General features: G+C 61.7%; 22 protein-coding genes. 10 read left to right on the forward strand and 12 right to left on the reverse strand.

The features are described 5' to 3' along the window. Positions 1-28: 28 nt before the first annotated feature. A complete protein-coding gene (locus tag CAF63_RS16465; protein WP_085686467.1) occupies positions 29-1177 on the reverse strand; it encodes a GGDEF domain-containing protein in 1149 nt (382 codons plus the stop codon). Positions 1178-1286: 109 nt separating this feature from the next. Between CAF63_RS16465 and CAF63_RS16470 the strand changes: the two genes are divergently transcribed. Further along, positions 1287-1679, forward strand: a complete 393-nt coding sequence (locus CAF63_RS16470; RefSeq protein ID WP_085686468.1) for a GFA family protein — start codon at positions 1287-1289, stop codon at positions 1677-1679. Between the two features lie 38 nt (positions 1680-1717). Here the strand turns inward: CAF63_RS16470 and CAF63_RS16475 are convergent, their stop codons facing one another. Continuing rightward, positions 1718-2548, reverse strand: coding sequence for an alpha/beta fold hydrolase (locus tag CAF63_RS16475; RefSeq protein WP_085686469.1), 831 nt, complete (start codon positions 2546-2548; stop codon positions 1718-1720). A 227-nt stretch (positions 2549-2775) separates the two neighbouring features. Between CAF63_RS16475 and CAF63_RS16480 the strand changes: the two genes are divergently transcribed. The 5 genes from CAF63_RS16480 (at position 2776) to CAF63_RS16500 (ending at position 8046) form a co-directional block, all read left to right on the forward strand. After that, positions 2776-3675 (forward strand): acetoacetate decarboxylase, encoded by a 900-nt coding sequence (locus tag CAF63_RS16480; protein ID WP_085686470.1) that lies wholly within the window; start codon positions 2776-2778, stop codon positions 3673-3675. 128 nt (positions 3676-3803) lie between these two features. Continuing rightward, a complete protein-coding gene (locus CAF63_RS16485) occupies positions 3804-4259 on the forward strand; it encodes a (2Fe-2S)-binding protein (RefSeq protein ID WP_007956954.1) in 456 nt (151 codons plus the stop codon). A gap of 17 nt (positions 4260-4276) precedes the next feature. Further along, on the forward strand, positions 4277-6439 hold the full coding sequence (locus CAF63_RS16490) for a xanthine dehydrogenase family protein molybdopterin-binding subunit (RefSeq protein WP_085686471.1): 2163 nt from the start codon (positions 4277-4279) through the stop codon (positions 6437-6439). Position 6440: 1 nt separating this feature from the next. Then, positions 6441-7019 carry a hypothetical protein gene (locus tag CAF63_RS16495; RefSeq protein ID WP_085686472.1) on the forward strand — a complete coding sequence of 193 codons (579 nt, stop codon included), beginning with the start codon at positions 6441-6443 and terminating at the stop codon, positions 7017-7019. 61 nt (positions 7020-7080) lie between these two features. After that, entirely contained in the window at positions 7081-8046 is a 966-nt protein-coding gene (locus CAF63_RS16500; RefSeq protein WP_085686473.1) for a sensor domain-containing diguanylate cyclase, read from the forward strand. Between the two features lie 124 nt (positions 8047-8170). Here CAF63_RS16500 and CAF63_RS16505 read toward each other — a convergent pair whose 3' ends face one another. Then, positions 8171-8596, reverse strand: a complete 426-nt coding sequence (locus CAF63_RS16505; protein ID WP_085686474.1) for a VOC family protein — start codon at positions 8594-8596, stop codon at positions 8171-8173. 113 nt (positions 8597-8709) lie between these two features. Here CAF63_RS16505 and CAF63_RS16510 point away from each other — a divergent pair, with 113 nt between their 5' ends. Further along, positions 8710-9573 carry a LysR family transcriptional regulator gene (locus CAF63_RS16510; RefSeq protein ID WP_085686475.1) on the forward strand — a complete coding sequence of 288 codons (864 nt, stop codon included), beginning with the start codon at positions 8710-8712 and terminating at the stop codon, positions 9571-9573. A gap of 45 nt (positions 9574-9618) precedes the next feature. Here CAF63_RS16510 and fabI read toward each other — a convergent pair whose 3' ends face one another. The 8 genes from fabI to gloB form a co-directional block, all read right to left on the reverse strand. Further along, complete coding sequence (fabI, locus tag CAF63_RS16515) at positions 9619-10413, reverse strand: enoyl-ACP reductase FabI (protein WP_085686476.1); 795 nt, start codon at positions 10411-10413, stop codon at positions 9619-9621. Between the two features lie 19 nt (positions 10414-10432). Continuing rightward, entirely contained in the window at positions 10433-12043 is a 1611-nt protein-coding gene (locus tag CAF63_RS16520; RefSeq protein ID WP_085686477.1) for an ABC transporter ATP-binding protein, read from the reverse strand. A 1-nt stretch (position 12044) separates the two neighbouring features. Beyond that, the gene (locus CAF63_RS16525; protein ID WP_007956945.1) at positions 12045-13064 is read right to left on the reverse strand and encodes an ABC transporter permease; all 1020 of its coding nucleotides are present in this window, start codon (positions 13062-13064) and stop codon (positions 12045-12047) included. Between the two features lies 1 nt (position 13065). Beyond that, positions 13066-14139, reverse strand: coding sequence for a microcin C ABC transporter permease YejB (locus CAF63_RS16530; protein ID WP_085686478.1), 1074 nt, complete (start codon positions 14137-14139; stop codon positions 13066-13068). A gap of 4 nt (positions 14140-14143) precedes the next feature. Next, positions 14144-15985 carry an extracellular solute-binding protein gene (locus tag CAF63_RS16535; protein ID WP_085686479.1) on the reverse strand — a complete coding sequence of 614 codons (1842 nt, stop codon included), beginning with the start codon at positions 15983-15985 and terminating at the stop codon, positions 14144-14146. After that, a complete protein-coding gene (locus tag CAF63_RS16540) occupies positions 15982-17814 on the reverse strand; it encodes an extracellular solute-binding protein (protein ID WP_085686480.1) in 1833 nt (610 codons plus the stop codon). The genes CAF63_RS16535 and CAF63_RS16540 overlap by 4 nt, the downstream gene beginning before the upstream one ends. Positions 17815-17979: 165 nt before the next feature. Then, positions 17980-19455: a transglycosylase SLT domain-containing protein gene (locus CAF63_RS16545; RefSeq protein WP_085686481.1), complete on the reverse strand. Its 1476-nt coding sequence runs from the start codon at positions 19453-19455 to the stop codon at positions 17980-17982. A gap of 99 nt (positions 19456-19554) precedes the next feature. Continuing rightward, positions 19555-20322, reverse strand: coding sequence for a hydroxyacylglutathione hydrolase (gene gloB / locus CAF63_RS16550; protein ID WP_085686482.1), 768 nt, complete (start codon positions 20320-20322; stop codon positions 19555-19557). Between the two features lie 65 nt (positions 20323-20387). Here gloB and CAF63_RS16555 point away from each other — a divergent pair, with 65 nt between their 5' ends. After that, positions 20388-21146 carry a methyltransferase domain-containing protein gene (locus CAF63_RS16555; RefSeq protein WP_085686483.1) on the forward strand — a complete coding sequence of 253 codons (759 nt, stop codon included), beginning with the start codon at positions 20388-20390 and terminating at the stop codon, positions 21144-21146. Between the two features lie 92 nt (positions 21147-21238). Beyond that, positions 21239-21700: a ribonuclease HI gene (rnhA, locus tag CAF63_RS16560; protein WP_039770807.1), complete on the forward strand. Its 462-nt coding sequence runs from the start codon at positions 21239-21241 to the stop codon at positions 21698-21700. Here the strand turns inward: rnhA and CAF63_RS16565 are convergent, their stop codons facing one another. Beyond that, positions 21701-22006, reverse strand: a complete 306-nt coding sequence (locus CAF63_RS16565; protein ID WP_085686484.1) for a DUF2388 domain-containing protein — start codon at positions 22004-22006, stop codon at positions 21701-21703. Positions 22007-22193: 187 nt separating this feature from the next. On the opposite strand from CAF63_RS16565, the gene dnaQ reads away from it, so the two are divergent. Next, the gene (dnaQ, locus tag CAF63_RS16570; RefSeq protein ID WP_085686485.1) at positions 22194-22952 is read left to right on the forward strand and encodes a DNA polymerase III subunit epsilon; all 759 of its coding nucleotides are present in this window, start codon (positions 22194-22196) and stop codon (positions 22950-22952) included. The last annotated feature ends 32 nt before the right edge of the window (positions 22953-22984 follow it).

A 22984-nucleotide genomic window follows, 5' to 3' on the forward strand; every position in this document is an offset into this window, starting at 1 on the left:
GGGATCACGGGATGCAGGCAAGGATAGGTCAGGTGTAGTCGGCCAGTTGAATCCGGTTGCGACCGCCGCGCTTGGATTCGTAGAGCGCGCTGTCACCCTGTTCGATCAACGCTGCGAGGCTGGCCGGCGGCTGATCGAACACCTTGGCGCCGATGCTCAGGGTGACCGCTTGCGGGGTGGTGTAGGTCTGGGAAGTCATCTGCTGAAACTGCTCACGCAGCGCACTGCCCAGATCCATGATCTGGGCGTGGGACGCATCGCCCAGCAGCATCACGAATTCGTCACCGCCCAGCCGTGCTGCCAGCGCGCCTTTGGGCAGCGCCGCGCGAACCATTTCGCTGAGGGCGATGAGCAACCGGTCGCCGGCGGTGTGGCCGTACAGGTCGTTGATCAGTTTGAAGTTGTCGATGTCGATCAGCAGCAGGGCGCCGGGGCGGGCGCTGGAGACTTCGTCGAGCAGGCGCGGTGCACGGACTTCCAGGGCGCGGCGGTTGTACAGCGCAGTCAGCGGATCCCGGGCGGCCAGTTCGGCAATCTGCTTTTCCCGGCGATAGCGCTCGGTGCCGGTCATCGACAGCGCGATCAGCATGATCGCCATCGCGCCTTCGACCAGGGAAATCTGAATGATTTCGCCGCGCAGCGACGCCAGATCGATCAGCGTGCCGGGAATCACCGCAATGATCGCCTTGGTGAAATAGAACGCGCCGTGGATCAGCAGCACATAACGCAATTGCACCGCGCCGACGCTCAACGATTTGCCGTGCGGGCGCAGCAACAGGCTGGCCCGCAGCATCAACACGGCCACCAGCAGCGAGTTGGCCATCAGCATGATCTTCGACCACGACGGATCTTCCGGTAACAGCAGCAGCGCCAGCCAGAGCAGGAACATCAAGTACCAGGCCCGCGACAACTGCTGCTGGGTAAACCGCGCGACCCCCAGCAGAAACAGCCAGTGCGCGACCACCAGCAAGCCGTTGGCGAACCAGATGCCGATCAGCGGATAACCATTGGCGCGCAACAGGGCCAGGCTCGAGCCGACGGTGATGGTGGCGAAACCGGCGCTCCAGAACAGCAGGGAGGATTCGCGGATGCTGCGCCATTCGACCGCCAGATACAGGGCGGCCGCCGCGGCCAGGGCGGTGGAAATGGTGAGCATCGTGAGAGGATCGAGCGCCATGAAAGAACGGGTCTGCCTGAGTAGTATTAATGGGCCACGATTGTAAGCGTTCCCCCTTTGGGCTGCTATTTTCACTCACCGGATATTCCATTTTCAGACGAGGTGTCCCATGGATCGATTGACCGGCGGTTGCCTGTGCGGCGAAGTGCGGATCGAGGCGTCAGGGCGACCCTACAGGGTTGGCGTCTGTCACTGTCTGGATTGCCGCAAACACCATGGCGCGCTGTTTGCCGCGTCGGCGATCTTTCCCGAGGACGCGGTGACGATCAGCGGCGAAACCCATGACTACGCCGGGCGACATTTCTGCCCGCGCTGTGGCTCGTCGGTGTTCGGCCGCAGTGGCGATGAAGTGGAGGTGAATCTCGGGGCGCTGGATGCACCGGATCAATGCCAGCCGACTTATGAGCTGTGGACGCTGCGTCGCGAGTCGTGGCTGCCGGCCTTCCCATTGGCCAGACATTACGTGCGTGATCGCGAGGGAACGAGGCGAACCGAAGAGTAGCCGGGGTCAGGCAGGGCGCCTGACCCCGGCCAACAGGATCAGCCGCGAATGAACGCCAGCAGATCCGCGTTGATCGTCGGCGCCTCGGTGGTCGGCATCCCGTGAGGGAAGCCCGGATAAATCTTCAGCGTGCTGTTCTTCAGCAGTTTTGCCGACAACACACCGGCGTTTTCATAGGGCACGATCTGGTCGTCATCGCCGTGCATCACCAGCACCGGGATCGAGATGCTTTTCAGGTCGGCGGTGAAGTCGGTCTGCGAGAACGCGACGATCCCGTCATAGTGCGCCTTGGCGCCGCCCATCATGCCCTGGCGCCACCAGTTCAGAACCACCGCTTCCGAAGGTTTGGCGCCGGGGCGGTTGTAGCCGTAGAACGGGCCGGCGGGCACATCGTGATAGAACTGCGAACGATTGGCCGCCAGTTGCGCCTGAAGATCGTCGAACACCGATTTGGGCAAACCACCGGGGCTGCTGTCAGTTTTCACCATCAGCGGTGGCACGGCGCTGATGATCGCGGCTTTGGATACCCGATCCTCGCCCTGCCGGGCGATGTAATGAATCACTTCGCCGCCCCCGGTGGAGTGACCGACATGCACGGCTTTCTGCGTCCCCAGATGATTGACCACCGCCGCCACGTCGTCGGCGTAATGATCCATGTCGTGGCCGTCCCAGACCTGGCTCGAACGCCCGTGACCCCGTCGATCATGGGCTACGACCCGGAAGCCCTGGGCGAGGAAGAACAGCATCTGCGCATCCCAGTCGTCCGCGCTGAGCGGCCAGCCGTGGTGGAAGTGGATCACCGGAGCGTCTTTCGGGCCCCAGTCCTTGTAGAAGATTTCGACGCCGTCTTTCGTTGTGACATATCCCATGTTTGCGACTCCTGGAAAATGTGGAACGTGACCCCGAAGGGAGTGATGACAAGCGTTATCAACTCTAGGATTGAAGTGCACTTCAAGGTCAAGCAAGTTCCGAACGGTCATCGCTGGCGTGAATGATGGGTCATAGGCGTTGTGCGCTTGACCTTAAAGTTTGGTTGAACCTTAGAGTCTTGCTCACCGGCCATCCGCCGGGTCAATCAGCGAGAAGGTCAGCGAACATGAACAAGCGCTTTACAGAGGTGGAATTCGGAACGCACAAGGTCGAAGTGCTGGAGGGCGGCTACTACGACCGATTCCGGATGAACCCCAACCTCGACGAAGTGGCCCGGGACAAGGCAGCCGGCAACATCGACTTCTTCCGGCGCATTCCCAAGCAGCAGGTCGCGTCGAGAGTCGGGCCGACCTGGGCGCCGAACTTCTATTACCGTTCCGGCAGCGTGCAGTTGCTGTTCCTGGCGCCGCTGGACCGACTGCGCGCCACCTTGCCTGCGCCGCTTGAACCGCTGCGGGCGTTTCCCGGCTACGGCCTGGTGGCGCTGACGTTTTTCTCCTATTCGGTTTGCGACAACGATCCGTACGACGAAGTCTCCGTGGCGATTGTCGTGCGTCGCCCCGGCTCCCGTGGCTCCCACGCGCGGGAACTGATGGACGCCATGCGCCGACGCAGTTTCACCGCCCATGTGCTGGCGCTGCCGGTGAACACCGAAATCGCCCGGGTGCGCGGCGTGCACGGCTATCAATTGCCCAAGTGGCGCGCCGACATCAACGTGAACATCGGCACCAGCGTCAGCGCCCGCATCGACGGGCCCAAGGGCTTGCCGGATCTGGTGCTGAAAGCGCCGCTGCCGACCCTGAAAAACGTCACGCCGCAATCGCGCATGAGCACCGCCACCATGATTCATCAGGTCGATGGCCTGTGGCATCAGAGCGTGGTGCAGAGCAACACACTATCCTTTGCCCAACGCCTGTTTCCCCGCGATGTACAGCTGGACCGCAACGGCGGCCCGCTGAGTCAGTTGCTCGATGGCCTCGGGGCTTCGCGGATCCTGCGTCTGGACGTGATCAAGGACGCGCAGATCGTGCTGAACCTGCCGGTGCCGCTGACAGCACGGCCATGACCGGTGGTCGCGGCAACTGGTCGTCGAGTCAAAATGCGCTTAGCTGAAAGGGATAAGCCGAGGCGCGCACGGCCAGCGAGAGCCGTAGCAGCGCCCTTCAGAACACCGTGAGTCTGAGGAAGTCCCCGATGCTGACCTTGAACATCAATGGCAAGGATCAGGAGCTCGATGTCCCTGCGGACATGCCGTTGCTCTGGGTTCTGCGCGATGTCGCGCACCTGACCGGCACCAAATTCGGTTGCGGCATGGCCCAGTGCGGTGCCTGCACCGTGCACGTCGATGGCGCGCCGCTTCGCTCGTGTATCACGCCGGCCACCGCCGTGGCCCATGGCCAGAAAATCCTCACCATCGAAGGTTTGTCCAGTGACGGTTCGCACCCGGTGCAGCAGGCCTGGGCCGAGCTGGACGTGGTGCAGTGCGGCTATTGCCAGTCCGGGCAGATCATGTCCGCCGCCGCGTTGCTGGCGAAAATCCCCAAACCCACCGACAGCGATATCGATCAGGCGCTCTCCGGCAACATCTGCCGCTGCGGCACGTATCCAAGAATCCGCGCGGCGGTCAAACGCGCTGCGGACATCGGCTGAGCGAGGGGAGGTGAGCGATGAACAGTCCTGTATCCCGTCGCGGATTTCTCAAGGGCAGCGCCGTGCTTGGCGGTGGTCTGGTGGTGGCGTTCGTGGTACCTGGCGGCAACCGCTTTGCCATGGCGGCCGAGAACGAAGGCAAGGTGTTTGCGCCGAACGCGTTCCTGCGGATTGCAGCGGACAACAGCGTCACCGTGCTGCTCGGCCATTCGGAAATGGGTCAGGGCATCTGGACCGGCCTGACCATGTTGATCGCCGAAGAGCTGGACGCTGACTGGTCGAAGATCCGCGTCGAACACTCGCCGGCCTCGGCGGCCGATTACGGCATGCCCGGTTTTGGCGGGATGCAGATAACCGGCGGCTCCACTTCAACCTGGATGGAGTTCGACCGCTACCGGCTCGCCGGTGCCACGGCGCGGCAGATGCTGATCGAGGCGGCGGCCAAGCGTTTCAACGTGGCACCGTCGACGATCCGCACCGAATCCGGCGTGGTGATTGCCGGCGACAACCGCGCGACCTACGGCGAACTGGCGGACGCCGCCGGGCAACTGCCGGTGCCGGATCCGAAGTCGATCACCTTCAAGGAAGCCAAGGACTGGAAGGTCATCGGCAAACCCACCAAACGTCTCGACACCCCGGAGAAAATCACCGGCCGCGCCAAGTTCGGCATGGACGTGCAGTTCGACGGCCTGATGACGGCGATGGTCGCGCGGGCGCCGGCCTTCGGCGCCACAGTGAAATCCTTCGAAGGCGCAGAGGCCCTGGCGATCCCCGGCATGCACAAAGTGGTGCAGGTGCCGACCGGTGTGGCGGTGGTCGCCGAGCATTACTGGGCGGCGAAACTCGGGCGCGATGCGCTGAAGGTCGATTGGGACCTGGGGCCGAACGCTGATCTGAGCAGTGAAAAGCTGTTGGCGAGTTTCCGCAAACTGGCGGCCACACCGGGCACTTCGGCGGCGCAGGCCGGGGATGCCAAGGGTAACTTCGGCAAGGCAGCCAAGAAAATCGACGTCGAATACAGCGTGCCGTATCTGGCCCATGCGCCGATGGAACCGCTGAACTGCACGGTGAAGATCAGCGCCGACAAGTGCGAGATCTGGACCGGCACCCAGTTCCAGACGCTGGATCAGATGGTCGCCGGCAAAATCACCGGGCTCAAGCCGGAGCAGGTGGAGATCCATACCGAATTTCTCGGTGGCGGTTTCGGTCGCCGGGCCAACCCGACGTCGGACTTTGTCGCCGAAGCGGTGCAAGTGGCCAAGGCTGCTGCGATGCCGGTGAAAACCGTGTGGTCGCGTGAAGACGATATTCGCGGCGGTTACTACCGCTCGATGTTCCTGCATCAGGCGAAGATCGGCCTCGGCGCCGACGGCATGCCGTTGGCCTGGCAGCATGTGCTGGTCGGGCAGTCGATCATGGCCGGCACCATGCTCGAGCAAACCATGGTCAAGAACGGCGTCGACCAGACCTCGGTCGAAGGCGTTTCGGACAGTCCGTACATCAAGGGCCTGGCCCATCATCAGGTCGATCTGCACTCGCCGACCACCGGGATCAACGTGCTCTGGCTGCGCTCGGTGGGCCATAGCCACACCGCGTTTGTCATGGAGTCGCTGATCGATGAACTGGCCACGGCGGCGGGCAAGGACCCGGTGGAGTACCGACGAACGCTGCTCAAGGATCATGCCCGGCATCTCGGCGTGTTGAATCTGGCAGTAGAGAAGGCCAACTGGAAAGCCCCGCTTCCGGACGGCCATGCGCTGGGCGTGGCGGTGCATGAGTCGTTCGGCAGTTACGTGGCGCAGGTGGCCGAGGTGTCCCAGGATAATCTGGCAATCCGTGTGCATCGCGTGGTCTGCGCGGTGGACTGCGGGATTGCGGTCAACCCGCAGAGCATCGCGGCGCAGATGGAGTCGTGCATCACCTTCGGCCTGGGCATGGCGCTGCACAGCAAACTGACCCTCAAGGACGGCCATGTCGTGCAGTCCAACTATCACGACTATCAGGTGTTGCGGCTCAATGAAATGCCGGTGGTCGAGGTGCACATCGTGCCGAGCACCGACAAACCCGGCGGCATCGGCGAGGCCGGTGTGCCGCCCACGGCACCGGCGGTGGCCAATGCGGTGTTCGCCCTGACCGGGCAGCGCCTGCGGGAACTGCCGCTGCAATTGTCGGGGGTGTGAGATGAAACGACATCTCTTGTTGGGCACGGTGATTCTGATCGGGTTGGGCGGTTATGCGTCGGACCTGTTTGCCGACGATCAGGAAGCCTTGAAAGCCTTCGGCACGGTGCAGAAAGTTTTCCAGAGCCCGCGTTGCCAGAACTGTCACATTCCCGGCGATTCACCGTTGCAGTTCGACGCCGGCATCCCCCACGCCATGAGCGTGGTGCGCGGGATGGACGGCAAGGGTGCCGCCGGTCTGCCGTGCGCCACCTGCCACGCCGAAAGCAATCCGCCGGCCAGTTACGGCCCCCACGCGCCACCGGGTGCGCCGCACTGGAGCCTGCCGCCAGCCGCCCACAAAATGGCCTGGATCGGTCTGCCGCCAGACCGTTTGTGCGCGATGATCAAGGACCGCGCCAGCAACGGCGACCGGGATTTCGCCGCACTGATCAAGCACGTCAGCGAGGACAAACTGGTGCTCTGGGGCTGGAATCCCGGGGCAGGGCGCGCGCCGGTGCCGGTGCCGCACGACATCTTCGTGAACCAGTTCAAACTGTGGGCTGATGCGGGCGGGCCGTGTCCGGTGGTCGGCGGGTGAGAGGTTGAGTGATCGCTGATTCGGGCTACTCTCAACTGCATCGACGTCAAAGGAGTGTGTGATGCTGGTACCCGGCAAACCCGCCAATGAAGCTGTGCGCATTCAAGCGCTGCAGGACCTGAAGCTGCTCGACACCGCACCGGAAGAGCGTTTTGACCGACTGACGCGACTGGCCAAGCGTCTGTTCAATGTGCCGATCGCACTGGTCACGCTGGTGGACAAGGAGCGGCAATGGTTCAAGTCCTGCGTGGGCCTGGACACGACTGAAACGCCACGCTCTGTTTCATTCTGTGGCCATGCGATTCTCAGGGACGAGCTCATGCTGGTGCCTGACGCCCGAGAGGACGACCGTTTCCACGACAACCCGTTGGTTACCGGGGAGCCAAACATCCGGTTCTACGCCGGTTATCCGCTGACCGTGCCCAACGGCAACAAGATGGGCACCTTGTGCTTGATCGACACCAAACCCCGCGATCTTGACGATGAAGAACGCGCCTTGTTGCGCGATCTGGCGGGCATGGCCGAGCAAGAGCTGATGGCCGTGCAGATGGCGAGCATGGACGAGCTGACGCTACTGTCCAACCGTCGCGGCTTCAAGATGCTCGCCCAGCACGCGCTGGATGCCTGCGCACGCCTGGAAAAACCGGCGACGCTGCTGTTTTTCGATCTCAATGACTTCAAACAGATCAACGACCTCTATGGGCATGCCGAGGGCGATAGCGCGCTGAAGAATTTCGCCGATGTGCTGCGCATCGCCTTTCGCGAGAGCGATGTAGTCGGGCGTCTGGGCGGCGACGAGTTCGTGGCGTTGCTGACGGGTTCAAGTCACGTGGAAACCACCAGAATCATGGCTCGGCTCAAGGAAATCCTCGAAGAGCGCAATGCTACGTTGCACCGGGGTTACGCGATTCGCTTCAGTGTCGGTCAGATCGAATACGACCCGCGACGGCATGAAACGGTGGACAAGCTGCTGGCGGATGCGGATGCAGCGATGTATGAGCACAAGCAGGCTTTGAAGCGTTGCTAGTCCTGACCTCATCGCGAGCAAGCTCGCTCCCACAGTGATCTTCGGTGTTGCTTATATTTACTATAAACCGCGAACCCTGTGGGAGCGGGCTTGCCCGCGAAGGCGTCAGTCCGGACGTCGCGTATTATCTGGCAAACAACTGCCCGATATCCTTGAACGCCTTGAACTCCAGCGCATTGCCGCACGGATCGAACAGGAACATCGTCGCCTGTTCGCCCACCAGCCCCTGAAACCGAATCCCCGGCTCGATCACAAACGGCGTGCCCAGTGACTTCAGGCGCTCGGCCAGCGCATGCCATTGCTCCATCCCCAGCACCACACCGAAATGCGGCACCGGCACGTCATGCCCGTCCACGGCATTGGTATGGGCCGCTTCCTGCGAGGCGTTTTTCGGCGCCAGGTGAATCACCAGTTGATGGCCAAAGAAATTGAAGTCGACCCAGTGATCGCTGGAACGACCTTCTTCGAGACCGAACACTTCACGGTAAAAATGCCGGGCGGCGGCGAGGTCGTACACCGGAATGGCCAAGTGGAAAGGGCTGAGTGACATAGGCGCGGTCTCTGACAACGGTTGGGGTGAACTGAGTCTAGCGCTGTGCTTTTCGATTGAAAGACGATAGTTTTTGCGCCGAGCTCAAATTATTTCGATCAGTCGAGGCGCCCATGTTGCGTGAACTGAAAACCTTTCTGGCGGTGGCGCGACATGGCACGTTTGCCGCCGCCGGCCTGCATATCGGCCTGACGCAATCGGCGGTCAGCGCGCAGATCCGCAATCTGGAGCAGGCCTTGGGCGTGCGCCTGTTCGATCGCACCGGGCGACAGGCGATTCTCAATCCGGCCGGTCAGCGCGCGGTGCCGATGGCGCAGGAAATGCTCGCCACCTTCAGTCGCATGGCGATCAGCGAAGATGTGAGCGAATTTCGCGGCGAGCTGAGAATCGGCGCCGTGGCGACCGCACAGACCGGCCTGTTGCCTCAGGCCTTGCTGCGCTTGCGTCAACAGGCGCCGGGCGTGGAGCCGAAACTGGTGCCGGGTGTTTCGCTGAACCTGTTGAGCCAGGTGGATGCCGGGGAAGTCGATCTGGCGATCATGATCAAGCCACCGTTCGAATTGCCCAAGGAGCTGTCGGCGCAGGTGATTCGCCGCGAACCCTTCGTGCTGATCGTGCCGCTGGAGGTTGAGGGCGACAATCCGCTGCAACTGCTCGTCGAGCATCCGCATGTGCGCTACGACCGCAACTCCTTCGGGGGGCGACTGGTGACGCAGTTTCTGCGCGAGCAGCGGATTGATGTCCACGTAGCGCTGGAGCTGGATGAGCTGGAAGCGATCGTGAAGATGGTCGAGTGCGGGCTCGGGGTTTCGTTGCTGCCCAAGGCCGGGCTATGGCTGGAGCATCCGCTGAAGGTGAGGACGATCGAACTGGGAGAACTGACGTTTTATCGGGAAATGGTGGTGTTGCAGCGTTACAGCCAGCGTTCCCAACCGATTCAACAATTGTTTGCCCGTTGCCTGGAATCGCAGGCATGAAAAAGCCCGCCTGAACAGGCGGGCTTTTTATCGGCAGCGCGAAGATTACTCTTCGATGTTGCCCATGGCGGTGGTGTTGAAGCCGCCGTCCACGTAGGTGATTTCACCGCTGATGCCGGACGCCAGGTCCGAGCACAGGAAGGCGCCGACGTTGCCGACTTCTTCGATGGTGACGTTGCGACGCAGCGGGGTTTGCGCTTCGTTGGCAGCCAGCATCTTGCGGAAGCTCTTGATGCCGGAAGCGGCGAGGGTGCGGATCGGGCCGGCCGATACGCAGTTGACGCGAGTGCCTTCCGGGCCCAGGGAGCCAGCCAGGTAACGTACGCCGGCTTCGAGCGAGGCTTTGGCCATGCCCATGACGTTGTAGTTCGGCATGGTGCGCTCGGCGCCCAGGTAGGACAGGGTCAGCAGGCTGCCGTTGCGGCCCTTCATCATTTCGCGACCGGCCTTGGCCAGGGCCACGAAGCTGTAGGCGCTGATGTCGTGGGCGATGCGGTAGCCTTCACGGGTGGTGACTTCGGTGAAGTCGCCGTCCAGTTGGTCGCCCGGGGCGAAGCCGACGGAGTGCACGATGCAGTCCAGGCCGTCCCACTTCTTGCTCAGTTCTTCGAAGACCTTGGCGATCTCTTCATCGCTGGCCACGTCGCACGGGAAGCACAGCTCAGGGCTCGAACCCCAGCCCTGTGCGAACTCTTCCACGCGACCTTTCAGTTTTTCGTTCTGATAAGTGAAGGCAAGCTCAGCGCCCTCGCGATGCATGGCGGCAGCGATGCCGGATGCGATGGACAGCTTGCTGGCGACACCGACGATCAGTACGCGCTTACCGGCGAGAAAACCCATGTGTTGCTCCTCTTTCAGGTTATTGCGCAGTGGCTGGTGCCAGAAAAGCGGCTTCCAGCAACTGCTGTGTATACGGATGTTGGGGGGCGGCAAAGATTTCTTGCGCGTCTCCCTGTTCGACCACTTGGCCATGCTTGACCACCATCAGCTGGTGGCTCAGCGCTTTCACAACAGCCAGGTCATGGCTGATGAACAAATACGTCAGGTTGTACTTGGCTTGCAGTGAACGCAACAGCTCCACCACTTGCCGCTGCACCGTCCGGTCGAGGGCCGAAGTCGGCTCGTCCAGCAGGATCAGCGCCGGTTTGAGCACCAAGGCCCGGGCAATGGCAATTCGCTGCCGTTGCCCACCGGAAAATTCGTGGGGGTAGCGGTGCCGGGTTTCCGGATCCAGACCTACCTCCTTCAATGCCGCAATAATCGCCGCTTCCTGCCCGGCGGCGGTGCCCATCTTGTGGATCCGCAGGCCTTCGCCAACGATGTCGCTTACGCACATCCGCGGGCTCAGGCTGCCAAACGGGTCCTGAAACACCACCTGCATCTCCCGGCGCAGCGGCCGAACCTCGCTTTGCGTCAGGCAATCCAGCTGTTTGCCCTCAAAACGGATCGCACCCTGGCTGCCGATCAACCGCAGGATCGCCAGACCCAGGGTGGATTTACCGGAACCGCTTTCCCCCACAATCCCCAGGGTCTGACCCTGAGGCAGGCTGAAATTGATGCCGTCCACTGCCTTGACGTGATCCACCGTGAGCTTGAGCAGGCCTTTCTTGATCGGGAACCAGACTTTCAGGTCCTCGACTTCAAGCAGCGGCGCCCCGATTTTGTTGCTCGCCGGGCCTCCGCTGGGCTCCGCGCCAAGCAGTTCCCGAGTGTACGGATGCTGCGGCGAACGGAACAGCTCTTCGCACGATGCCTGTTCGACGATGCAACCGCGCTGCATGACACATACACGATGCGCAATTCTTCGCACGAGGTTCAAATCGTGGCTGATCAGTAACAGCGCCATGCCCAATCGGGCCTGCAATTGCTTGAGCAGGTCGAGGATTTTCAGCTGAACGGTCACGTCCAGCGCAGTGGTCGGTTCGTCGGCAATCAGCAGTTCCGGCTCATTGGCCAGGGCCATGGCGATCATCACCCGCTGGCGCTGGCCGCCGGACAATTCGTGGGGCAGGGCCTTGAGACGCTTGTGCGGCTTGGGGATGCCGACCATTTCCAGCAGCTCGAGCGTGCGCTTGGTCGCGACCTTGCCGGTCAGGCCTTTGTGGATGCCCAGCACCTCGTTGATCTGCTTTTCGATGGAGTGCAGCGGATTGAGCGAGGTCATCGGCTCCTGAAAGATCATCGCGATCCGGTTGCCACGGATGTGGCGGATAGTCTTTTCGCTCAGTTTCAGCAGATTCTGCCCGGAATAGTTGATGCTGCCGGACGGATGTCGCGCCAGCGGGTAGGGCAGCAGGCGCAGGATCGAATGCGCCGTCACCGACTTGCCCGAGCCGCTTTCGCCCACCAGCGCCAGGGTTTCGCCGCGCTTGATGTCGAAACTCACGCCTTCGACCACCCGTTGCACGCGATCGCCGAGGCCGAATTCGACGGCGAGGTCGCGGATTTCGATCAGATTGTCCTGATTCATGTCACTTCCTCGGGTCGAAGGCATCGCGAGCGGACTCGCCGATGAACACCAGCAAACTCAACATCAGCGCCAGCACCGCAAACGCGCTCATGCCCAGCCACGGCGCCTGCAGGTTGGATTTGCCCTGGGCCACCAGTTCACCCAGCGACGGACTGCCGGCCGGCAAGCCGAAGCCGAGGAAGTCCAGGGCGGTGAGGGTGCCGATGGCGCCGGTCAAGATAAACGGCATGAAGGTCATGGTCGACACCATGGCGTTGGGCAGGATGTGACGGAACATGATCGCGCCGTTCTGCATGCCCAGCGCTCTGGCTGCACGCACGTATTCCAGGTTGCGCCCGCGCAGGAACTCGGCGCGCACCACGTCCACCAGGCTCATCCACGAGAACAGCAGCATGATCCCCAGCAGCCACCAGAAATTCGGCTGGACGAAACTGGCGAGGATGATCAGCAGGTACAACACCGGCAGGCCCGACCAGATCTCCAGGAAACGCTGGCCGGCCAGATCGACCCAGCCGCCATAGAAACCCTGCAAGGCGCCGGCGATCACGCCGATGATCGAGCTGAGGACGGTCAGGGTCAGGGCGAACAGCACCGACACCCGGAAGCCGTAGATGACCCGCGCCAGCACATCGCGGCCCTGATCGTCGGTGCCCAGCAGGTTGTCAGCCGACGGCGGAGCGGGGGCCGGGACTTTCAGGTCGTAGTTGATGCTCTGGTAACTGAACGGAATCGGCGCCCACAGCACCCACGCGTCCTTGGCCTTGAGCAGTTCGCGGATGTACGGGCTCTTGTAGTTGGCTTCCAGCGGGAATTCGCCGCCGAAGGTGGTTTCCGGATAACGCTTGATCGCCGGGAAGTACCAGTTGTTGTCGTAGTGCACCACCAACGGCTTGTCGTTGGCGATCAGTTCGGCGCCCAGGCTCAGGCCGAACAGGATCAGGAACAGCCACAGCGACCACCAGCCGCGCTTGTTGGCCTTGAACAGCTCGAAGCGCCGGCGGTTGAGAGGGGACAGGTTCATCTCAATGCTCCCGGCTGGCAAAGTCGATGCGCGGATCGACGAGGGTGTAGGTGAGGTCGCCGATCAGTTTCACCACCAGCCCCAGCAGGGTGAAGATGAACAGGGTGCCGAACACCACCGGGTAATCGCGGTTGATCGCCGCTTCGAAACTCATCAGGCCGAGGCCGTCGAGGGAGAAGATCACTTCCACCAGCAACGAACCGGTGAAAAAGATGCCGATGAACGCCGACGGGAACCCGGCGATCACCAGCAGCATTGCGTTGCGGAACACGTGGCCGTAGAGCACGCGATTGCGGGTCAGGCCCTTGGCCTTGGCGGTGACCACGTACTGTTTGTTGATTTCGTCGAGGAAGCTGTTTTTGGTCAGCAAAGTCATGGTCGCGAAGTTGCCGATCACCAGCGCCGTCACCGGCAGCGCCAGGTGCCAGAAGTAATCGAGGATCTTGCCGCCCAGGCTCAGCTCATCGAAGTTGTTCGAGGTCAGGCCGCGTAAAGGAAACCAGTCCAGATAACTGCCGCCGGCAAACACCACGATCAGCAGAATCGCAAACAGGAACGCCGGAATCGCATAGCCGACGATGATCGCCGAACTGGTCCAGACGTCGAAATGGCTGCCGTGCCGCGTGGCCTTGGCGATCCCCAGCGGGATCGACACCAGGTACATGATCAGCGTGCTCCACAGCCCGAGGGATATCGATACCGGCATCTTCTCCTTGATCAGGTCGATGACCTTGGCGTCGCGGAAAAAACTGTCGCCGAAATCCAGCCGGGCGTAGTTTTTGACCATGATCCACAGACGTTCCGGGGCCGATTTGTCGAACCCGTACATCTTCTCGATTTCCTTGATCAGCGCCGGGTCCAGGCCCTGCGCACCGCGATAGGAGGAACCGGCCACCGACACTTCGGCACCGCCACCGGCGATGCGGCTGGTGGCGCCTTCGAAGCCTTCGAGCTTGGCGATCATCTGTTCCACCGGCCCGCCGGGCGCGGCCTGGATGATCACGAAGTTGATCAGCAGAATGCCGAACAGGGTCGGGATGATCAGCAGCAGTCGCCGAAAAATGTACGCCAGCATCTGATTACTCCGTGCCCGCAGGGTCGGCTTGCAGTTGGGTTTCGACTTCTACCGCAGGTGGAGTATCGGGTTTGACCCACCAGGTGTTAATGCCGATGTCGTATTTGGGGGAGACTTTCGGGTGGCCGATGTGGTTCCAGTACGCCACGCGCCAGGTCTTGATGTGCCAGTTGGGGATCACGTAGTAACCCCATTGCAGCACACGGTCGAGGGCGCGGGCGTGGGCCACCAGGCTTTTGCGCGAATCGGCGTTGATCAGGTTTTCCACCAGGTGATCGACAACGGGGTCTTTAAGGCCCATGGAGTTGCGGCTGCTGGCCTTGTCGGCGGCGGCGCTCATCCAGAATTCCCGTTGCTCGTTGCCCGGCGAGTTGGACTGCGGGAAGCTGCCGACGATCATGTCGAAGTCCCGCGAGCGCACGCGGTTGACGTATTGCGAGACGTCGACGCGGCGGATCACCAGATCGATGCCGAGATCGCTGAGGTTGCGCTTGAACGGCAACAGCACGCGTTCGAATTCGGTCTGCGCCAGGAGGAATTCGATGACCACCGGTTTGCCGGTGGCGTCGACCATTTTGTCGTCGACGATTTTCCAGCCAGCCTCTTGCAGCAACTGATACGCCTCGCGCTGTTGCGTGCGGATCATGCCGCTGGCGTCGGTTTTCGGATTTTCGAAGGCTTCGCTGAACACCTGCGCCGGCAGTTTGCTGCGAAAAGGGTCGAGGATCGCCACCTGTTCTGCATCAGGCAGGCCGGTGGCGGCCATTTCCGAGTTTTCGAAGTAACTGCGGGTGCGCGCATAAGCGCCGTTGAACAGTTGCTTGTTGGTCCATTCGAAGTCGAACAGCAGGCCGAGGGCCTGGCGTACCCGCACGTCCTGAAACACCGGGCGGCGCAGATTGAAGACGAAGCCCTGCATCCCGGTCGGGTTGCTGTTGGCAATCTGTTCCTTGATCAGCCGCCCTTCAGTCACTGCCGGTACGTTGTAGGCATTGGCCCAGTTTTTCGCGGCCATTTCCAGCCAGTAATCGAACTGCCCGGCTTTCAACGCTTCCAGCGCGACGGTGTTGTCGCGGTAATAGTCGGTGGTCATCACGTCGAAGTTGTAAAAGCCACGGTTGGCCGGCAGGTCCTTGCCCCAGTAATCCTTGACCCGCTCATACCGCACCGAGCGTCCGGCCTTCACTTCGGTGACCTTGTACGGGCCGCTGCCCAACGGGATTTCCAGGTTGCCTTTGTTGAAATCACGCTCGGCCCACCAGTGTTTCGGCAGCACCGGCAATTGACCGAGGATCAGCGGCAGTTCACGGTTATTGGTGTGCTTGAACTTGAACAGCACTTTGAGTGGATCTTCGGCGATCACCTCCTCAACGTCGGCGTAGTAGCCGCGATACATCGGCGCGCCTTCCTTGGTCAGCGTCTGGAAGCTGAACACCACATCGTCGGCGCGTACCGGGTGGCCGTCGTGAAACTTCGCTTCGGGACGCAGGTAAAAGCGTACCCAGCTGTTGTCCGGGGCTTTTTCGATCTTGCTGGCGATCAGGCCGTATTCGGTAAACGGCTCGTCCAGACCCTGTTTGGCCAGGGTGTCGTAGATCAAGCCGATATCGTCCGCCGGCACACCCTTGCTGATGAACGGGTTGAGGCTGTCGAATCCGCCGAAGCCGGCCTGGCGGAAGATCCCGCCCTTGGGCGCGTCGGGGTTCACGTAATCGAAGTGCTTGAAGTCGGCGGGGTATTTCGGCGGCTCGTTGTACAGGGTCACGGCGTGTTGCGGGGCGGCACAGGCCAGCCCGGCGAACAGCAGACCGCTGGCCTGCACGAGCAAGGCGCGGATAGGCTTCATCGATCTTTCTCCGAAGATTTCAGCCACCACGCGCTCAGGCCCAGGGTGTAGGGCGGCGTAGTGACAAAGGCGAACCGGTTGCGGTACGCCAGACGGTGATAATTGAGGTACCAGTTGGGAATGCTGTAGTGCTGCCAGAGCAGCACGCGGTCCAGCGCCTTGCCGGCGGCGACCTGTTCATCGCGGGTGCGGGCGGCGAGCAGTTGCTCAAGCAGGTGGTCTACCACCGGGTTGGCGATGCCCGCGTAATTCTTGCTGCCCTTGACCCCGACCTGACTGGAGTGGAAGTACTGCCACTGTTCCAGCCCCGGGCTGAGAGTCTGGTTGAGGGTCATCAGGATCATGTCGAAATCGAACTGGTCCAGGCGCTGTTTGTACTGGGCCCGATCCACCGTGCGCAGGCGCGCGTCGACGCCGATGCTGTTGAGGTTCTCGATGTAGGGCTGGAGGATCCGCTCAAGATTCGGATTGACCAGCAGCAGTTCGAAACGCAGCGGCTGGCCGGCGGCGTTCTGCAGGCGCTGACCGTTGAGCTTCCAGCCGGCCTCGGCCAGCAGCGCCAGGGCTTTGCGCATGGTTTCCCGGGGGATGCCGCGGCCGTCGGTCTGCGGCAGCGTGAACGGTTCGGTGAAGAGACGTGCCGGCAGTTGATCCTTGTAGGGTTTGAGCATCAGCCATTCATGGCCGACCGGCAGGCCGACAGCACTGAATTCGCTGTTGGGGTAGTAGCTGGTGGTGCGCTTGTAAGCGTCGCTGAACAGCGTGCGATTGGTCCACTCGAAGTCGAACATCAGGCCCAACGCTTCGCGCACCTTGATATCGGCAAAGGCCGGGCGCCGGGTGTTCATGAACAGACCCTGACTCTGGGTCGGGATCTGGTGCGGGATCTGCGCCTTGATCACGTCGCCGCGACGGATCGCCGGGAAGTTGTAACCGTTGGCCCAGTTCTTGGCCTGATGCTCGATATAAATGTCGAACTCGCCGGCCTTGAACGCTTCGAAGGCCACATCGCTGTCGCGGTAGAACTCGACTTCCATACGGTCGACGTTGTACTTGCCGCGATTGACCGGCAGGTCCTTGCCCCAGTAGTCCTTGACCCGCTCGAAAATCAACTGCCGCCCCGGCGTGACCGAGGTGATGCGGTACGGCCCGCTGCCCAGCGGCGGCTCGAAGGTGGTGGCCTTGAAGTCGCGGCCTTTCCAGTAATGCTGGGGCAGCACCGGCAATTCGCCCAGACGCAGGATCAGCAACGGATTGCCGCTGCGCTTGAGCACAAAACGGATACGTTGCGGGTTGAGGATATCGACGCGCAGCACTTCCTGAAGGGCGGTGCGGTACAGCGGATGACCTTCCTTGAGCAGCAGGCGATAGGAAAACGCCACGTCGTACGCGGTGATCGGCGTGCCGTCGTGGAAGCGCGCTTGCGGGCGCAGATTGAACACCACCCAGCTGCGATCTTCGCTGTACTCCACCGATTGGGCGATCAGACCGTAACTGGACGCCGGTTCGTCCCCCGACGGTGCGTATTGCCCGGTGCCGACCATCAGCGGCTCGTTCAGCTCGTTGATGCCGTATTGGAGGAAGTTCGCCGTGGTGACCGGGCTGGTGCCCTTGAAGGTGTAGGGATTGAGCGTATCGAAGGTGCCAAACGCCATCACCCGCAAGGTGCCGCCCTTGGGCGCTTGCGGGTTGACCCAGTCGAAGTGGGTAAATCTGGCCGGGTACTTGAGCGTGCCGAACTGCGCATAACCGTGGCTTTCGGTGATCGTCGCGCTGACGGGGGAGCTCAAGGCCAGGCTGATCAGGAGCAGGAGGAGGGGACGCTTCAAGTCAGATCCGATCCAGGCGGCTTGGGCTTTGTGGGCCGTACAGTAACAGCTTGTATGGACAGGAAAAAGACAGGGGCTTAATGCGCGGTTAATTGTGGGAGCCGCCTGTGTCGGAGGCAAAAAATGACAGGCGAAAAAAAGCCCCTGAAATTCAGGGGCTCTTTGTCAGTGCGGCTGGTAGACCGTGAGCATCTGCCCAGGCTTGAGCGCCTTGCCGGCGCCCGGATTCCAGCGCTTGAGGTGTTGCATCTCGACGTTGAAGCGCTTGGCCACCACGTACAGGGTATCGCCGCGCTTGACCTTGTACTGGGTCTGCTTGCCGTCGTCGTTGTCTTTGGTCTTGCTGCTGGTCTTGCTGTTGGCAGCGATGACCGTATTGATGCGCCCGCCACTCTTGCGTACCGGCGTGCGTTTGGTGGTGTCCTGCATGACCAGGGTCTGGCCGACCTTGAGGTTCTTGCCGGTCAGCTTGTTCCAGCGTTGCAGGTCCTTGATCTCGACCTTGTTGGCCTTGGCGATGGAGCCAAGGTTGTCGCCACGCTTGACCCGATAGGCGCGCTTGGCCTGGGCGATTTCGCTAGGATCGGCACCTTCGAACACCGGTTTCAGCGAACGCGGGCTGATCAGCTCTTCAGGGCGCATGGTTTGCAGGCTGGCGGTCAGCAGTTGCGCCTTCGAGGTCGGCACCAGCAGGTGCTGCGGGCCGTCAATGGTGGTGCGCTGCTTGAACGCCGGGTTGAGCTGGAACAGCTCGTCTTCGTCGATGTTGGCCACCGCCGCGACCTTGGAGAGGTCCATGCGCTGGTTGATTTCGACGACCTGGAAATACGGTTCGTTGGCGATCGGGTTGAGGTTCACGCCATAGGCTTCCGGCGTCAGCACCACTTGCGACAAGGCCAGCAGTTTCGGCACGTAAGCCTGGGTTTCCGCCGGCAGCGGCAGATTCCAGTAGTCGGTCGGCAGGCCGAGCTTTTCGTTGCGCTCGATGGCTCGGCTCACTGTACCTTCACCGGCGTTGTACGCGGCCAGTGCCAGCAGCCAGTCACCGTTGAACATGTCGTGCAGGCGGGTCAGGTAGTCCATCGCTGCAGTGGTCGAAGCCGTAATGTCGCGACGGCCATCGTAGAAACGTGTCTGACGCAGGTTGAAGTAACGCCCGGTGGAGGGGATGAACTGCCAGAGGCCCACTGCATCGGCCCGAGAATAGGCCATCGGGTTGTAGGCGCTTTCGATGACCGGCAGCAGCGCCAGTTCCAGCGGCATGTTGCGTTCTTCGAGGCGCTCGACGATGTAATGAATATAGAGGCTGCCGCGTTCGCCGGCGTTCTCGAGGAAAGAAGGGTTACTGGCGAACCAAAGGCGCTGCTGCTCGATGCGCGGGTTCACGCCCAGGCCTTCCTGCAGCTGGAAACCGCTGCGCATGCGCTCCCAGATGTCCTGAGGCACCTGCGGGCTGGGCTTTTCCGACAACCAGATGGGCTTCTGCTTGGCTCGCGCAGCAATGTTCGGCGTATGTGTCGCTTCAGTCTGCGGAGCATGGCTGGAACAGCCCGCCAGTGTGGCGGACACAGCCACCGCGATGGCTTGCGCCAGGCGGGTCAATGCATCTGAATTGACGGACTTACGTATGGATGACGACATTGGCTGGAAGTAAGTTCCGGGCAAAAATGTCGGGCGATTCTAGAAAGCGCACCCCCTGCGGTCAACCATTCAGAATTTTTGTACCAAGCAGTGAGCCACTTAGAACGTATCTTTCCATGCCCGCAGAGCCGCAAAAACCTCACTTGGCGCCCGGTTTTGAGGGCCGTTCCGTTCGTCCACTTTTTGTGTAACTAATATTTCACTGGTGCGCAGAAAGGGGTTTGTGAGCTTTTCCAGTGCAAGGGTCGAGGGCAGGGTCATGACGCCGTTCGCACGTTGCTGGGTGACTTTTTCCAGACGGGCGGCGATGTCCCGGTTGCCCGGCTCGACGGCGGCGGCAAATTTCAGGTTGCTCAGGGTGTATTCGTGGGTGCAGTAGACCAGCGTGTCTTCCGGCAACGCTGCCAGACGGCTCAGTGACTGGTGCATCTGTTGCGGCGTGCCTTCAAAGAGACGGCCGCAACCGGCGGCGAACAGGGTGTCGCCACAGAACAGCAGGCCGTGATGGTAGTAGGCGATATGTCCCAGGGTGTGGCCGGGCACGGCATAGACGTCGAAGTCCCAGCCGAGCACGCGCACCGTGTCGTTATCCTTTAGGGCCACGTCCCGCCCCGGAATGCTTTCGCTGGCCGGCCCGTAGACCGTGGCGCCGGTGGCCTTTTTCAGCGTTTCGACGCCGCCGACATGGTCGTGGTGATGGTGAGTGATAAGAATGTCGCCGAGCACCCAGCCCGGATGCGCGTCGAGCCACGCCTGCACGGGGGCGGCATCCCCCGGATCGACCACTGCGCAACGCTGGGTGGCATGATCCTGTAACAACCAGATGTAGTTGTCGGTGAAGGCGGGCAGGGCACTGATCTGTATCATCGTCGAATTCGCCAAGCGGGTAACATTGGCGCATCTTAGAGGTTCCTGGCGTGTTGGAGAATGCAATGATCGATAAAGCGTTCGCTCAGGCCGATCCTGACTGGCTCGCGCTGATCGGTGCAGCCCGTGAATGGCTGTCCGGCCCCCTCGGGCAATTTCTGCTGGATGAAGAACGGCACATGCTCGAAGACGAGTTGGGCCGGTTCTTCGGCGGCTATCTGGTGCATTACGGCCCGTCCGCCGAAACACCGCCGTCGGCGCCGCAAGTGCAGCGCAATGTGCGGCTGGGCGCGCCGTTGCCGGGCGTGGAGATCGTCTGCGAAGAACAGGCCTGGCCATTGAGCGAGCACGCCGCCGACGTGGTGGTGTTGCAGCATGGTCTGGATTTCTGTCTGTCGCCCCACGGACTTTTGCGCGAAGCGGCCAGCAGCGTGCGCCCCGGTGGGCATCTGCTGATTGTCGGCATCAACCCCTGGAGCACTTGGGGACTGCGCCATGTGTTCGCCCATGATGCCTTGCGCAAGGCGCGCTGCATCTCGCCGTCACGTGTGGCGGACTGGCTCAATCTGCTGGGCTTCGCGCTGGAGAAACGCCGCTTCGGATGCTATCGTCCGCCGCTCGCGTCACCCAAGTGGCAGGCCCGTCTGGCCGGCTGGGAACGCAAGGCCGGCGACTGGCAACTGTCGGGCGGCGGCTTCTATTTACTGGTCGCGCGCAAGATCGTGGTCGGCCTGCGTCCGGTGCGTCAGGAACGCCGCGAGCCGATGGGCAAGCTGATTCCGCTGCCGATGGCCAAGGTCAACCGCCGGCGCATCGAACCGTAAACCTTCTTTTATTGATGGCCGGGTTAATCCCCGGCCTCGGCCATTGTCGATCCGTGATCGGCGAGGCCATGCATTTTTCTGGATAGACTGGCATGAGCGAAAGCGTCGATAGCGTAGAACTGTTCACTGACGGCGCCTGCAAGGGCAACCCCGGCCCGGGTGGCTGGGGCGCCTTGCTGGTCTGTAAGGGCGTCGAAAAGGAACTGTGGGGCGGCGAAGCCAACACCACCAACAACCGCATGGAGCTGCTCGGCGCGATTCGCGGCCTGGAAGCCCTCAAGCGTCCGTGCGAAGTGCTGCTGGTGACCGACTCGCAATACGTGATGAAAGGCATCAACGAGTGGATGGCCAACTGGAAGAAACGCGGCTGGAAAACCGCCGCCAAGGAGCCAGTGAAAAACGCCGACCTGTGGAAAGAGCTCGACGAGCAGGTCAACCGCCACAAGGTCACCTGGAAATGGGTCCGCGGCCACATCGGCCACCACGGCAACGAACGGGCTGACCAGTTGGCCAACCGTGGGGTGGATGAGGTTCGCGGTTACAAGCAGGATTGATCAAAGCATCAAAATGGCCTTGGCCAGTTGCAGGTCGGTATAGGGCTGACCTGGCAGCAGGCTGCGAATTCGCGTCAGTGCCGCTTCCATCTGTGCGCCGCGAATGTCCCCGTCGCTGGCAACGAACGCCGCCGCGTCATCCTTGGCCGCCAACACGATCTTGTCGTCCTTGAACGAACCGCTGGTGCCTTTGCTGGAGCTGAGCGTAAGGCTCATGGTGATGTCGGTGCTAATGACAAAACTGGTGGCGTGCGCTTCGGCCGCCAGCAGGCAGCCGCCGAGCATTAAAACGTATGTAGTCTTCATGACGCTCTCAATCCGCAGGAAACAAGGCGCGCACGCTAACAAGCCGGTTTGCCGCCGACTTTATGAACATTGCTAATGATTGTTAAAAACTGCATGAGCGCCGGTCACCTGACGGCGCGCGACGCGTACCGCGAGCGTGTTAACATCGCCGCTTTTGCACGATTGCCCCGTTGAGAGCTGAACACTGATGGCCACCAGATCCGTTGTACTCGATACCGAAACCACCGGCATGCCGGTGACCGACGGCCACCGGATTATCGAAATCGGTTGTGTCGAGCTGATCGGTCGACGCCTGACGGGTCGGCACTTTCACGTTTACCTGCAACCGGATCGCGAGAGTGACGAAGGCGCGATTGCCGTTCACGGCATCACCAACGAATTCCTGGTCGGCAAGCCGCGCTTCGCCGAAGTGGCCGACGAATTTTTCGAGTTCATCAACGGCGCGCAGCTGATCATCCATAACGCGGCGTTCGACGTTGGCTTCATCAACAATGAATTCGCGCTGATGGGCCAGCAGGATCGCGCGGACATCACGCAGCACTGCACGATCCTCGACACCCTGATGATGGCCAGGGAACGTCACCCGGGTCAGCGCAACAGCCTCGATGCCTTGTGCAAACGCTACGGCGTCGACAACTCCGGCCGTGAGCTGCACGGTGCGTTGCTCGACTCGGAGATTCTCGCCGACGTCTACCTGACCATGACCGGTGGCCAGACCAGCCTGTCGCTGGCCGGCAACGCCTCCGATGGCAATGGCACGGGCGAGGGCGCGGACAACTCCGCCACCGAAATCCGTCGTCTGCCGGCGGATCGCAAACCGGGGCGAATCATTCGCGCCACCGAAGCCGAACTGGCCGAACACCAGGCGCGCCTGGAAATCATCGCCAAGTCGGCCGGCGCCCCGGCGCTGTGGACTCAGTTGCTGGAAGCCGAAGCTCAGGCGTAAGGCAAAAAGGATCGCCCGGACACCAAAGTCGT

Source organism: Pseudomonas sp. B20(2017) (assembly GCF_002113125.1).
Taxonomy (GTDB): Bacteria; Pseudomonadota; Gammaproteobacteria; order Pseudomonadales; family Pseudomonadaceae; genus Aquipseudomonas.

What these genes read in the sequence shown, in the direction of transcription:
- CAF63_RS16465 (WP_085686467.1), bottom strand. Translation starts at nt 1,177, where the DNA reads ATGGCGCTCGATCCTCTCACGATGCTCACCATTTCCACCGCCCTGGCC.
- CAF63_RS16470 (WP_085686468.1), top strand. Translation starts at nt 1,287, where the DNA reads ATGGATCGATTGACCGGCGGTTGCCTGTGCGGCGAAGTGCGGATCGAG.
- CAF63_RS16475 (WP_085686469.1), bottom strand. Translation starts at nt 2,548, where the DNA reads ATGGGATATGTCACAACGAAAGACGGCGTCGAAATCTTCTACAAGGAC.
- CAF63_RS16480 (WP_085686470.1), top strand. Translation starts at nt 2,776, where the DNA reads ATGAACAAGCGCTTTACAGAGGTGGAATTCGGAACGCACAAGGTCGAA.
- CAF63_RS16485 (WP_007956954.1), top strand. Translation starts at nt 3,804, where the DNA reads ATGCTGACCTTGAACATCAATGGCAAGGATCAGGAGCTCGATGTCCCT.
- CAF63_RS16490 (WP_085686471.1), top strand. Translation starts at nt 4,277, where the DNA reads ATGAACAGTCCTGTATCCCGTCGCGGATTTCTCAAGGGCAGCGCCGTG.
- CAF63_RS16495 (WP_085686472.1), top strand. Translation starts at nt 6,441, where the DNA reads ATGAAACGACATCTCTTGTTGGGCACGGTGATTCTGATCGGGTTGGGC.
- CAF63_RS16500 (WP_085686473.1), top strand. Translation starts at nt 7,081, where the DNA reads ATGCTGGTACCCGGCAAACCCGCCAATGAAGCTGTGCGCATTCAAGCG.
- CAF63_RS16505 (WP_085686474.1), bottom strand. Translation starts at nt 8,596, where the DNA reads ATGTCACTCAGCCCTTTCCACTTGGCCATTCCGGTGTACGACCTCGCC.
- CAF63_RS16510 (WP_085686475.1), top strand. Translation starts at nt 8,710, where the DNA reads ATGTTGCGTGAACTGAAAACCTTTCTGGCGGTGGCGCGACATGGCACG.
- fabI (WP_085686476.1), bottom strand. Translation starts at nt 10,413, where the DNA reads ATGGGTTTTCTCGCCGGTAAGCGCGTACTGATCGTCGGTGTCGCCAGC.
- CAF63_RS16520 (WP_085686477.1), bottom strand. Translation starts at nt 12,043, where the DNA reads ATGAATCAGGACAATCTGATCGAAATCCGCGACCTCGCCGTCGAATTC.
- CAF63_RS16525 (WP_007956945.1), bottom strand. Translation starts at nt 13,064, where the DNA reads ATGAACCTGTCCCCTCTCAACCGCCGGCGCTTCGAGCTGTTCAAGGCC.
- CAF63_RS16530 (WP_085686478.1), bottom strand. Translation starts at nt 14,139, where the DNA reads ATGCTGGCGTACATTTTTCGGCGACTGCTGCTGATCATCCCGACCCTG.
- CAF63_RS16535 (WP_085686479.1), bottom strand. Translation starts at nt 15,985, where the DNA reads ATGAAGCCTATCCGCGCCTTGCTCGTGCAGGCCAGCGGTCTGCTGTTC.
- CAF63_RS16545 (WP_085686481.1), bottom strand. Translation starts at nt 19,455, where the DNA reads ATGTCGTCATCCATACGTAAGTCCGTCAATTCAGATGCATTGACCCGC.
- gloB (WP_085686482.1), bottom strand. Translation starts at nt 20,322, where the DNA reads ATGATACAGATCAGTGCCCTGCCCGCCTTCACCGACAACTACATCTGG.
- CAF63_RS16555 (WP_085686483.1), top strand. Translation starts at nt 20,388, where the DNA reads ATGATCGATAAAGCGTTCGCTCAGGCCGATCCTGACTGGCTCGCGCTG.
- rnhA (WP_039770807.1), top strand. Translation starts at nt 21,239, where the DNA reads ATGAGCGAAAGCGTCGATAGCGTAGAACTGTTCACTGACGGCGCCTGC.
- CAF63_RS16565 (WP_085686484.1), bottom strand. Translation starts at nt 22,006, where the DNA reads ATGAAGACTACATACGTTTTAATGCTCGGCGGCTGCCTGCTGGCGGCC.
- dnaQ (WP_085686485.1), top strand. Translation starts at nt 22,194, where the DNA reads ATGGCCACCAGATCCGTTGTACTCGATACCGAAACCACCGGCATGCCG.